The 13,003-nt window shown below is 42.9% G+C and carries 6 protein-coding genes; all 6 read left to right on the forward strand.

What is annotated here, in order from left to right; translation table 11 throughout:
- The first annotated feature begins 171 nt into the window (after nucleotides 1–171).
- The 6 genes from FRX45_RS04530 to FRX45_RS04555 all read left to right on the forward strand — a co-directional run bounded on the left by FRX45_RS04530 (nucleotide 172) and on the right by FRX45_RS04555 (nucleotide 13,002).
- On the forward strand, nucleotides 172–3,342 hold the full coding sequence (locus FRX45_RS04530) for a SusC/RagA family TonB-linked outer membrane protein (RefSeq protein ID WP_152267212.1): 3,171 nt from the start codon (nucleotides 172–174) through the stop codon (nucleotides 3,340–3,342).
- A 36-nt stretch (nucleotides 3,343–3,378) separates the two neighbouring features.
- Nucleotides 3,379–4,854, forward strand: a complete 1,476-nt coding sequence (locus FRX45_RS04535; RefSeq protein ID WP_152267213.1) for a SusD/RagB family nutrient-binding outer membrane lipoprotein — start codon at nucleotides 3,379–3,381, stop codon at nucleotides 4,852–4,854.
- 136 nt (nucleotides 4,855–4,990) lie between these two features.
- Nucleotides 4,991–7,450: a glycoside hydrolase family 95 protein gene (locus tag FRX45_RS04540; RefSeq protein ID WP_152267214.1), complete on the forward strand. Its 2,460-nt coding sequence runs from the start codon at nucleotides 4,991–4,993 to the stop codon at nucleotides 7,448–7,450.
- Between the two features lie 6 nt (nucleotides 7,451–7,456).
- On the forward strand, nucleotides 7,457–9,100 hold the full coding sequence (locus FRX45_RS04545) for a hypothetical protein (RefSeq protein ID WP_152267215.1): 1,644 nt from the start codon (nucleotides 7,457–7,459) through the stop codon (nucleotides 9,098–9,100).
- A 51-nt stretch (nucleotides 9,101–9,151) separates the two neighbouring features.
- Entirely contained in the window at nucleotides 9,152–11,389 is a 2,238-nt protein-coding gene (locus FRX45_RS04550) for a S9 family peptidase (RefSeq protein WP_152267216.1), read from the forward strand.
- Nucleotides 11,390–11,412: 23 nt separating this feature from the next.
- Nucleotides 11,413–13,002 carry an L-serine ammonia-lyase, iron-sulfur-dependent, subunit alpha gene (locus FRX45_RS04555; RefSeq protein WP_152267217.1) on the forward strand — a complete coding sequence of 530 codons (1,590 nt, stop codon included), beginning with the start codon at nucleotides 11,413–11,415 and terminating at the stop codon, nucleotides 13,000–13,002.
- The last annotated feature ends 1 nt before the right edge of the window (nucleotide 13,003 follow it).

Here is a 13,003-nt window from a genome sequence, read left to right on the forward strand (position 1 = left end):
GCGTTTTAAAAGATGGGAAATTTTGTTGCAGACTGGATAAAATTCGTATGCATGGTAGTGTTGGATCAATATATCTTTATTACCTGATTTAATTACAGGTTGAGTGATTAGCAAGTCAGCTAACGCGGCAATTCTTACACAGCATTTAATTTAAAGACCAAAATTCTGATTATGAAGAAAATCCTGACTGTTTTTGGAATATTCCTGTTGTTTACAGGAATAAGCGCTACGGTTTGTGCACAGCGGCGGCAAATAACCGGCACTGTGCTAAACAGCGAAGGGGTTCCCATTAAATTTGCCACCATAAAAGTAACGGGGACCAGCGTGGGCACCAGCGCAGATGAACAAGGTGTATTTAAAATTAATATTGACGGTCATGACGAGTTGGAGGTTACTGCTATTGGTTTCGAACCGAGTACTATTAAGTTGGGCAAAAACAATTCAATCGTTGTTACACTGATTTCAGCCAAAAATAATTTGGGTGAGGTAGTGGTTACAGCCCTTGGACTTTCGCGGGCTAAAAAAACACTTGGTTATTCGGTACAGGAACTTAACAACAGTGCGCTTACCGATGCTGCCGATAATAACATTATAAATACTGTTTCCGGAAAGATTGCCGGCGCCCAGGTAACAAGTGGTGGCAGCACAATCGGTTCTTCCTCAAGAATTGTGATCAGGGGTAATGCATCTTTTTCCGGCAATCAGCCTTTATTTGTTGTAGATGGAACGCCGATTGATAATACTACTACCAATCTTGATGGCGGTGGCGGAATAGATTGGGGTAATACCGCTTCGGATCTTGATCCCAATGATATAGAGTCTATGACCGTTCTTAAGGGTGCTAATGCAGCAGCATTGTATGGAAGCCGCGCTACCAATGGTGTTATACTTATTACCACAAAAAAAGGTTCTAAAAATAAGGGACTGGGCGTGGATATTAATTCATCGGTCGTGTTTAATGTACCGGGTTATTGGCCAAAATTTCAAAATGAATATGGTGGCGGTTGGGATGGAGAAGAATTTATCTATAAGAAATTCCTTGAGGATAATCCCGGTTCGACACTTACCTATAACGAGTATGCCAACCAGTATTCTTACAAATATGTAGATGGAAATGGAGGAGGCATCAACGATGCCTGGCCGATTAACTGGGGGCCGCGTCTTGATGCAGGCCTTAAACTTGATCAGTGGTCAACAGGGCCTGCCAGTCCATGGGTTTCTAGAAAAAATAACTATAAGGATTTTTATAACACGGAAATTACAACAGTAAACAGTGTTGCCGTTAGTGCAGGGGGAGAAAGGGCTTCCGGTCGCTTCGCATTCACCAACCAGAACACGCCAACCGGGATATTACCCAATACCGATCAAAAACAAAATACGATCAACACAAGCTTTACCTTAACTCCTACAGACCGGCTCTCTGTGATTGGCAATATTTCCTACCTGGTAAAAAGCAGTGACAACATTCCTGTTAACGGTTATACAGGGGTGGGGGTTGATTTTGCATGGACAGAACGGGATTTTGATACCAAATATTTACGCGAACAATTCGAAAAAAATGGTAATGTCAGTATGTTTCCCGGAGTCGATAATTATTACTACTACTATGAGAACCTCAATAGTCTTAACAGGGAAAGGGGCTTTGGAAACGTCACTGCCACCTATAAGATGACGAACTGGTTATCTGCCATGGCTCGCGGCGGTACAGATTTTTATACGGAGAAGAGGAAATCGATAACGCAGTCTGGTACTGCAAACAATGTCCGCAGAGGCCAGGGCGGGCAATTTAATCAAACCAATATTTTCACAAGGGAAACAAACCTCGATTTCATTTTAAATTTTGATAAAACTTTTGGCAATATCCGGGTTGACGGTCTTGCGGGTGCGAATTACCGTGATAATGTATACAACAGTACATACCTGGCTGCAAGCAACCTTACTGTTCCTGATCTGTACACCATTTCAAATGTTAAGGGAGCACCTACCACTTCCATGTTTGACAGTAAAAAAAGAACCAATAGCGTTTTCGGGTCAGTTAACGTTTCGTATAAAGACTTCCTGTTTGTTGGTGTAACGGGACGTAACGACTGGAGCTCTACTCTTCCACCAGACAACAGGTCATACTTTTATCCCTCAGCCAGTCTGGGTTTTGTGGTAACGGATGCATTTAATATTAAATCGGATGTTTTATCCTTTGCAAAAATAAGAGCCAGCGTGGCAAAGGTTGGTGGAGATACCGACCCCTATCAACTGAGCAGAACTTACTCAGCCAGTTCCTTTAATTCCATCTCCATGTTTGCGCCAACCGGTACTTTACCGCCAGCTAATTTAAAACCACAGGAAACAAACTCTTATGAAATTGGAGCTAACCTGCGGTTTATTAAAAACAGGTTATCACTTGATGTAACTTATTACGACCAGATAACGGTAAACCAAATCATAAGCGTTGCCACTTCCACTACTACCGGGTATACCGGTATGCGCTTGAATGCCGGTGAGATTGAGAACAAAGGCGTAGAAGTAATGCTCAACGCACGCATTCTCGAAAGTACTTCGGGCTTTAACTGGAACATTGCGGTTAACTGGGCAAAAAATACAAATGTGGTGAACGAATTATATGGAGGCTTACAATCGTACCAGATATCTGCCGGCTTCGGTGGCGCTTTAACGTTAGGAATTCCCGGACAGAAATGGGGAAGTATCTGGGGACTGCCATTTGTCAGAGATGACAAGTCGGGCAAAATGGTTGTGGGAGATGACGGTATTCCCTTAACAACAAATGTTGCCAAAAATTTTGGAACGGTTACTCCTGATTGGATCGGCGGTATCAACAATAGCTTCCGGTATAAAAATATCAGCCTGAGCTTTCTTATTGATATGAGGAAAGGCGGCAAATTCTTCAGCACTACCGCATGGCATGCTTATCCAACCGGAAGCTACGAGGTAACTACAGCGGATAATGTAAGAGAAACAGGATTGATACTGGATGCGGTGAAAGAAGATGGCACACCAAATGATGTGCGTGTATCTGCCCAGCAGTATTATGGAGGCGCCTGGGTATGGAATAATCATGAATATTCGATTCTTGACGGATCCTATATAAAGCTGAGAGAAGTGATCCTTGGATACAATTTCAATGTAAAAAATATTCAATGGCTGAAGAAACTGAACCTGTCTGTTTTCGGAAGAAATCTTGCCATACTGCAGAGGGATGAAAGCACTGCTAAGTATGGACTGGATCCTGAAGTAGGAATGGGCGGCGGTAATGCAGGTGTTGGCTTTGAAAATTTCCAGATACCTACTACCCGCAACTTCGGGTTCAAACTCTCTGTAACCTTCTGATTTTTTAATGAAGACTGAAACGTAAAGACATTCGACATGAAAAAAATATTAACGACGCAATTGTTTCTTATTACCGGCACATTGTTAATACTTGCAGGTAGTTGCACCAAAGATTTTGATTCCATCAACGAAAATCCAAACGCGGCTACTGTTGTTCCGGGCACCAACGTGCTGGGCCGCGGTATTATTTCCTCAACCAATACTTTGTTTGGAGAACGGTTAGCGATTTATTATACGGGATCCTATGCAGGGCATACTGCCGCCATAGGACTGGGAGATTACGAGTACCGTGTAGATATTAACAACAGTATGTGGCGTGGAATGTACATTGCCATGACCTACCTGCTGGACGCAGCAAAAATTGCGAAGGAAGAGGGAAACAACAATCTGTATGCGGCTGCAATGACGCTGAAAGCATACGATGCTCAAAAAACTACAGATATGTGGGGCGATGTTCCCTATACGGAAGCCTTTCGGTTAGATTCAAGCATACTATACCCGAAGTACGATGACCAGCAGACGGTATATCATGCCATTTTAAGTGAACTAAAAGAAGCTGCAGAAATTTTTAAATCTGGTGGTACAGATAATATTGGTGTGGGCGACTTTATTTTTAAAGGGGATGTTGCAAAATGGAGAAAATTCTGTAATTCGCTTCGGTTGAGAGTGGCCATCCGCATATCGCAGGTGGATGCTGCAACAGCAACCGCTGTTATATCAGAAATACTGGGCGATCCTGCTTCTTACCCCGTTATGACGGAGAATGAGGATAACGCGTATCTATGGTTTCCCGGTGTTTCTCCTGATACCGAACCCTGGTATAACCGGTTGGGCACAAACGGTGCATATACCGATCAATACCGCATGAATGATGTATTGGTAAGTGCGCTTAAAGATAACAGTGATCCTCGGTTATCCGTATATGCACGGCTCAATAATAATGGGGGTTACAACGGGTACAAATTTGGTCCCACACAGTTAAGCGATCCGGTAAACAATGGTAATAACGTATCGGGTATAGGCGAACGGTTTGCCAATAATCCGTCCGGCTTTTCTCCTTTTATGAATTGTTCAGAAGTAAGTTTCATCAAAGCTGAAGCATATGAAAGAAACCTGGTAACAGGAGACGCTGAGGCAGCATACGAAGAAGCGATTACATTATCCTGTACAGAAAATGGTATTGCCGGTGGTGATATTGCAACCTTCCTGGGCCAGCCGGAAGTAGCATGGGACGGTGGCAGCACCTCTAATTTGCACAAAATTTATTTGCAGAAATGGATCAGCCTTTTCAAACAATCAGAAGAAGCCTGGTCAGAAGCCAGGAGAACTGATATACCCCTGATGACAAATATTGCCAAGGATTATTCAGCTACCCATAACAGGCCACCATTCAGGCTGGCATATGCAGATGAAGAAAAAACATTAAATACAAGTTTTCCTACCGATGTTACAGAAGATGATATTTTCTGGGGTACACAGGTATGGTGGGATACAAGAACGGGTGTTCATTAACAGCATTTGGATTTTATTTAATGAAAACTAAATAAAGAAAACCTCTTAACAGGGATATTTCTTTTCCCGTGCGAATCTTAGCGGGCAATTTTTCACAGGGGTCAATAAACGGTTCCCGGTTTTATTAATTTTTGGTATGAAAAAAAATGTTTTTGCCTTCTTTTTATTGTTGTATTGTTCGCTACAATCAATATATGGCCAAAATACCGGTATCAGCATTGATAATAAAAGTTTTGATCCTTCAACATTACTATGGTACCGCTCTCCGGCTTCTGTTTGGGAAGAGGCATTGCCGGTAGGAAACGGCCGGTTGGGTGCAATGGTATTTGGAAAATATGGTGAAGAAAGAATACAGCTCAATGAAGATACTTACTGGTCTGGTGGCCCATATTCAACTGTAGTTAAAGGAGGACATGAAAAGCTGGCTGAAATTCAGAAGGATATTTTTGAAGGGAAACCGCTGGAGGCCCATAAATTATTTGGAAGACATTTGATGGGATACCCGGTAGAACAGCAAAAGTATCAATCGCTGGCGAATATTGTGCTCACCTTCAAAAACGAAAAAGAAGTAACTGGTTACAAACGGTGGCTCGACCTTGCAACAGGAACAACTGCTGTTGAGTACAAAGCACATGGCGTTACCTATACCAGGGAAGTGTTTTCATCGGTGCCCGATCAAACCATCGCTATCAGAATTACTGCTGATAAGCCAGGAAGCATTTCTTTTACAGCTGAGTTAAGGGGTGAGAGAAACAGCGCCCATTCAAACTATGCTACGGATTATTTCAGGATGGATGGTAAAGGAAATGATGAACTGGTGCTCACGGGCAAATCAGCCGATTATATGGGCATTGAAGGAAAACTTCGCTATGAGGTAAGATTAAAAGCAGTAGCAGATGGCGGTACTATGAAAGTGGATGATATTGACCTGGTAGTTGAAAATGCAAATGCAGTAACGTTGTATTTTGTAGCTGCTACTAATTTTATAAATTATAAAGATGTAAGCGGCGACCATCATGCAAAAGTTGAAAATTACCTGAAAAATATAGAAGGAAAATCTTATGACGGCATTAAAACGGCTGCCATAAAAGATTACCAGTCTTTATTCAACCGGGTGAGCTTAACACTTCCTTCAACAAAAAATTCATTTCTGCCAACCGATGAACGTATAAAAGCAGTTGCTACAGCATTAGATCCACAACTTGCTTCATTGGCTTACCAGTTTGGCAGGTATGTGCTGATCTCATCTTCGCGCCCGGGCACAGAACCGGCGAACCTGCAAGGAATATGGAATAATAATATGAACCCGTCGTGGGATTCAAAGTATACAACCAATATCAATGCTGAGATGAATTATTGGCCTGTTGAATCCAGCAATCTTTCGGAACTGGCGGAGCCTTTAATTCAATTGGTAAAAGATGTTACTGATCAGGGTAGCCAGGTGGCCAAGGAACATTATGGTGCAGGTGGTTGGGTATTACATCAAAATACAGATATATGGCGTGTTGCCGCGCCGATGGACGGACCAACCTGGGGCACATTTACTGTTGGAGGTGCCTGGTTAACAAATCAATTGTGGGAGCATTACCTCTTTACATTAGATAAAAATTATCTGAAAGATATTTATCCGGTGATGAAAGGTGCTGTGCAGTTTTTTATGGATTTCCTTGTACCCTATCCCAATAATGATAAGAACTGGTTGATTACATGTCCTTCCACTTCCCCGGAAAATCCACCTAAGGGTCCGGGTTACCGTTATTTTTTTGATGAATTAACCGCCATGTATTATTTCACTACTATTTGTGCAGGTGCTTCTATTGACATGCAGATCATCTCTGATCTTTTTGGTGGCTATATTGATGCATCCAAAGTACTGGGAGTAGACGAAGATTTGTCAACTGCCGTTACAAAGGCCAGGGCCCGGTTAGTACCACCACAGGTTGGATCAAACGGTATGTTGCAGGAATGGGCGGAAGATTTTGAACAAATGGAAGACAAGCACCGTCATATTTCGCTGTTATACGGGTTGTATCCCGGCAACGTGATCTCGGCAAAAAGAACGCCATCTTTAATTGAGCCAGTGAAAAAAGTACTTGAAGAACGGGGCGATGAAGGCACCGGCTTTTCAAGAGCCTGGAAAATGAGTTTATGGGCAAGACTGTATGATGGGGACAGGGCGTTGAAAATATTTAAAGGCTATCTTAAACAACAAAGTTATCCGCAACTGTTTGCAAAGTGTTATACGCCACTGCAGGTAGATGGCACATTGGGAGTTACTGCCGGTATTACAGAAATGCTGCTGCAATCCCACGAAGGCGTGATTGATCTGTTACCTGCGCTACCCACAGAATGGGCAGAAGGAAAACTGACCGGCGCCTGCGCACGTGGCGCTTTTGAAGTAAGTTTTGAATGGGAAAAAAGCAAAATCACCAAAGCGGTTATCCTTTCGAAGCAGGGAGGAGAATGCAGTGTAAATGCAAAGATCCCCGTGGTGATAAAATCAAACGGAAAAAAAATTACTTTCAAAAATGCAGGCAATGGCGTAATAAAATTTCTCACGAAAAAAGGAGAACAATATTATATCACCCCAAAATAAATTCAGGTGGGAACAAAGAATTTCATCAGCCTGTGCAGGGCTTGTATTTTCTTCCTGCTCATTTTTTTATCGCAGGTAACGGTTGCGCAGGTAAAGAAATTACAACAACCGTCGGGCGGACTGAAAGGTTATATTACGATGCGGATACAACCTCCACCTGATGGCTTTGGTTATGGCATCAGCTTTTATTCAGGGGTATGGCCTTTGCTTGATAAATCACTTTCTGATTTTCAGATAGGATTGCCTTCTACATGGATCATTCCTGATAACCGCGGATTTAATGAACCACTTTGTCCTCCGGGAACCATTGCCAGGGATAACTGGGATGAAAGGGGTCCTTCCTACAGGGATGTTTTTCAAACAATTGAGGGAGGACTGGGCTTTTGGGCAAGCACACAATTTAGTTCAACTACACCCAAGTTCCGCATCAATGGTACGCCTAACTGTTACAACAGCGAAATCTCCTCACCTGGCTGGGGATTTGGTAATCCCGATCCGCTTGACGCTAACGGAATGGGACTGGCGCAGCTCAGTAATCGCCTGGTTATACCGCCAGACGGACTCACTTTTGAACAAGGCGATGCAGGAGATCTGTTCGGCAATGCATGGATGGTGCTTCCCCTAATGGAAGCCAAAGCAAAAAAAGCTGCCGATGATGTGCCTACCGGTAACCAAAGCTGGACAGTATTTATTAATGCAGCTAATTTTAAAGGCCCCCTGGCTTTTTATGTACCCGCTGTTTGGAGTCGCATTGCAAAAGGCTATCCAACAGCAGAGGGTCGTAGTTTAGATGCCAAACCAGGAATTGCCGGAGGCGGCGCTATGGAAGTAAATACCGTTCCTTACTTTGAAAGTACAGATGCAAAAGGAACACGCTATTCAAAAGTGCCCCGGTTGCAATTTCCCGTAAATAAAGAAGGCAATACTGTATTGATGCAGGATGTAACCATGTATTCTGCGGATGCATTGTATCGTCAAATGGAATTAATGATCACTTCAGGAAACATTGTAAACGGGCAGTTCAATAACGCCGGGGCCTATACGGCAAAATGTAAAACCTTACCCATCGTATTGAAACAGGGTGATGAAAATATAAAACTAACGGACTTATCTCCGGCCGTTGAAACTACTATGTTCGGCGAATCCTCTTTCGGTCTTAACTGGAAGAGTGCTAAAAAAACAGGATATTTCCCAGAATATTTTAAAAAGCAGGGCGATAGTATGATTGCTATTACTGCAGCGCAGGTTCCTGCTGAAACGCATTTAAGAGAGCAAACATTTACTCCCGGCAAAACCGGGAAGGCTTACACTTCACCCAAAGAAAAAGGAACAGTCTGGACAACACCCGGTCCAAAAGCTGGCCCTTATACTGCCTCCTTAAAAGATGGTTCAGTTATTACTTATTATTGGTATCGTTTTACTGATCAGCCTTCCATCCAATCACTTGCATTAAGCACAGCAGAAAAGGAGCGGCTTCAAAAAATGGTTGAATTCATTCATACCCACTGGACAACAGATAAACAATATATGTCAGCTCCGTCGAGAGGGAAATTGGCCAGCTTAGATAAGGCAATTCTTGTTAATCCACCTAAAGGGTTGGAAATTGGATACGTACCTGTAGTTGTTCGTCAGTCAGGGAAAGATCAGTAATGCAGGCAAGGTATATTAAGAATATTCAGGAAAATCATAACCATCGAAGAGATGAACAGAACATTTAAATTAATCAGCAAACTATTGGTTTTTACAGTTGTTTTTTGGCACAACGTCTTACAGGCACAATCAACAAAAACTTCATTAAACCTCGAAGATATTTTCAGCAACGGCGTTTATCATCAAAAAGGATTTGGACCTGTTCGCTGGATGAAGGATAATAATGGTTATTCCACATTGGAGGCAAATAAAACCTATGGCGGAAATGATATTATCCGGTATGATGTACGTACCGGTGAAAGAATTGTGTTGGTTTCTGCACAAAAATTAATTCCCCAGGGAGAAACCAAACCGTTAGTGATCGCCAATTATAGCTGGTCTGATGATGATAGTAAATTATTAATTTTCACCAATACCAGGAGAGTGTGGCGTTACCATACCCGGGGCGATTACTGGGTGTTGAATGTAAAAACAGGACAGTTGCAACAACTCGGTAAGTCGGTGGAAAGAACAACGATGATGTTTGCGAAATTTTCTCCTGATGCTACCCGGGTTGCTTATGTAAGCAAATACAATATTTATGTAGAAGACATTACTACCGGTGGCATCACCCAGATTACATATGATGGCGGTGGCGGTATCATCAACGGCACTTTTGATTGGGTATACGAAGAAGAGCTCGATGGCAGGGATGGCTTCCGGTGGAGCCCGGATGGTAAGAATATTGCCTACTGGCAGTCTGACACCAAAGGTATCGGCACTTTTTTCCTGATAGATAATATTGATTCTATTTATTCAAAGCCCATTCCACTGCCTTATCCCAAAGTGGGCACTACTCTATCAGATGTAAAAATTGGCGTGGTTGCAGCAGAAGGTGGTTCAACAAAATGGTTTGATATTCCCGGCGATCCACGCAACAATTATCTTGCCCGCATGGATTTTGTGCCAAAGTCAAATGAGGTGATGATCCAGCAACTGAACCGGAAACAGGATACTAACTTTGTATGGATAGGAGATATCAGTTCCATGAAGCTGCAAAACATTATAACGGAAACGGATAAGGCTTTTTTGGATATCCATGACGATACCCGGTGGCTTGATTATGAACAATCTTTTACCTGGTCGAGTGAACGCGATGGTTGGTTACATTTATATAAAGTATCGCGTGATGGTAAAAAAATAAGCCTGATCACCAAAGGAGACTTTGATGTGGTGTCTATTTCCTGTATTGATCCTGCAGGAGGTTTTGTATATTATATTGCTTCTCCTGATAACTTTACACAACGTTACCTATACAGAAGTAAAATAGATGGTACGGGAAAAGCAGAAAGGATTACACCCGCTGAAATGGCAGGACAAAGCAATTACCAGGTGTCTGCCAATGCAGAATGGGCCATACAAACATTTCAGAATGCTATTACGCCGCCTGTTATATCACTCGTAAAACTGAAAGGGCATAAAACAGTAAAATTGCTTGAAGATAACAGTGAGTTAAAAGCGAAATTTGATAACCTGGGATTACAGCCGAAAGAATTTTTCAAGATAGATATTGGCGATGCGGTATTGGATGCGTGGATGATAAAACCCTCCGGTTTTGATGCTGCCAAACGATACCCGCTGCTTTTTTACGTGTATGGCGAACCGGCAGGGTCTACTGTACAGGACAACTGGGAGGGAGGTGATCTGTGGCATCAGTACCTGGCGCAACAGGGCAATATTGTTATCAGTGTTGATAACAGGGGCACCAGAACACCGCGGGGAAGAGACTGGAGAAAATCTATTTACCGTCAGATAGGGATATTGGCATCTGAAGACCAGAGTAAAGCAGCCCTTAAAATTTTTGAACGGTATCCTTTCATAGATCGTTCGCGGGTTGGTATCTGGGGATGGAGCGGCGGCGGACAAATGACGCTCAACTGTCTGTTCAGGTATCCAAATATCTACAAGTCAGGACTGGCTGTTTCGTTTGTTTCAGATCAACGATTGTACGATGCTACATACCAGGAACGGTACATGGGATTGCTGGATGATAATGCCAGAGGGTATCATGATGGATCCCCGATAAACTTTGCAAAAAATTTGCAGGGCAAACTGATGATCATTCATGGCACGGCAGATGATAATGTTCACTACCAGAGTTTTGAGATGCTGGTGAATGAACTCATCCGGTATAACAAGCTTTTTAACATGATGTCTTATCCAATGCGTTCCCACGGTATATATGAAAGAGAAAATACTTCTCTTCACCTGCGGCGAACCATGGAGAAATTCTGGAAGGACAATCTTTAATTGATCACCATAAATGAGGAATAATGGAAAACTTTCCGAGTATTTTTAATGATGTGATCGGACCAGTAATGCGGGGACCATCAAGCTCTCACTGTGCAGCCTCTTTAAGAATCGGAAGATTATGCAGGGATCTGATGGGAGGGCAGTTGAATCATATCCTGATTGAATTTGACCCCAACGGATCGCTTGCAACTACGCATAAAAGCCAGGGTTCGGATATGGGATTGTTTGGAGGATTTCTCGGTTGGGAGGCGTATGACGAAAGGCTGCCGCAATCTGAACATTTCCTTGAAATAGAAGGCATAAAAGTAGAAATTGAGATCCTTGACATCGGAGCTGATCACCCCAATACCTATAAACTTGCCCTGAGCAACAAGGTAGAGAGCCATACTTTAACGGCTATCTCAACCGGTGGCGGAATGATTGAAGTAATTGAAATTGACAGGAACAAGGTGTCGATGGCAGGAGACTTTTATGAAACACTTATTTATTGTAGCGCAGCAGATAAGGTTATTCCATTTATGCAACAGTCATTCAGTCACGATGAAATGATTTGGCATGAGGGAGCGGAAGCGGGTACTTCCTTTATTGAAATCAAAGCACAGCAATTCCCCGATGAGCATTTGTGCAGGGAACTGTTAGCCATAGACGAAGTTCAGTCTGTTAAAAGGCTTTCACCCGTTCTTCCTGTTTTATCAAGAAAAAATCTTCGTGTTCCGTTTATCACCTGTAACGACATGCTTTCGTATAACGAAAATAAAAATCTTTCGCTCTGGGAGTTGGCAATCGCATACGAAAGTGAAAGGGGAAATATTTCGAAAGAAGAAGTATTTGAGAAGATGCGGGCTATTGTCCGCATCATGCGCAATGCAATAGAAACAGGTTTGAAAGGAACTCATTATGAAGACAGGATTTTAGGAAGCCAGTCCGTTCAGTTAAAAACACAATTAGACAATAACCGTTTAATGGGAGGTGATGCGAACAATAAAATAATTATGTACGTGTCGGCTATGATGGAAGTGAAAAGTTCCATGGGAGTTATTGTTGCTGCTCCAACAGCAGGATCATGTGGTGCTTTGCCAGGCGCTGTTATCGGTATGGCAAGCTCCTTAAACCTGCCGGAAGATGAAGTGGTGAAAGCGATGTTGAGTGCCGGTCTCATCGGCGTTTTTGTGGCAGCGCATGCAACCTTTGCTGCAGAAGTGGGTGGCTGTATGGCCGAGTGCGGTTCAGGTTCAGGAATGGCAGCCGCCGCGTTGGTGGAAATGGCAAAAGGTTCTTTACCGCAGTCATTGGCTGCCGCGTCATTAGCGCTGCAGAATTCCCTGGGTTTGATTTGCGATCCTATAGGCAACAGGGTAGAAGCGCCTTGTCTCGGCAGAAATGTGATGGCAGCAACCAATGCGGTTTCCTGTGCTAATATGGCATTGTCTAATTACAATCACCTGATACCGCTGGACGAAGTAATTGAAACAATGAAGCAGGTGGGAGACCGGATCCATCACACCTTGCGTTGCACAAATTTGGGTGGACTCTCCATTACAAACACCGCTAAACAAATAGAAGAAAAGCTAGGTAACAACCAACCCCAATCTTTTTACAAAATCTGTTAAA

Origin of the sequence: Agriterribacter humi, assembly GCF_009192765.1 — a bacterium.
Lineage (GTDB): Bacteria > Bacteroidota > Bacteroidia > Chitinophagales > Chitinophagaceae > Agriterribacter > Agriterribacter humi.

Coding starts and splice junctions, on each gene's coding strand:
- FRX45_RS04535 (WP_152267213.1), top strand. CDS start 3,379: ATGAAAAAAATATTAACGACGCAATTGTTTCTTATTACCGGCACATTG.
- FRX45_RS04530 (WP_152267212.1), top strand. CDS start 172: ATGAAGAAAATCCTGACTGTTTTTGGAATATTCCTGTTGTTTACAGGA.
- FRX45_RS04555 (WP_152267217.1), top strand. CDS start 11,413: ATGGAAAACTTTCCGAGTATTTTTAATGATGTGATCGGACCAGTAATG.
- FRX45_RS04540 (WP_152267214.1), top strand. CDS start 4,991: ATGAAAAAAAATGTTTTTGCCTTCTTTTTATTGTTGTATTGTTCGCTA.
- FRX45_RS04550 (WP_152267216.1), top strand. CDS start 9,152: ATGAACAGAACATTTAAATTAATCAGCAAACTATTGGTTTTTACAGTT.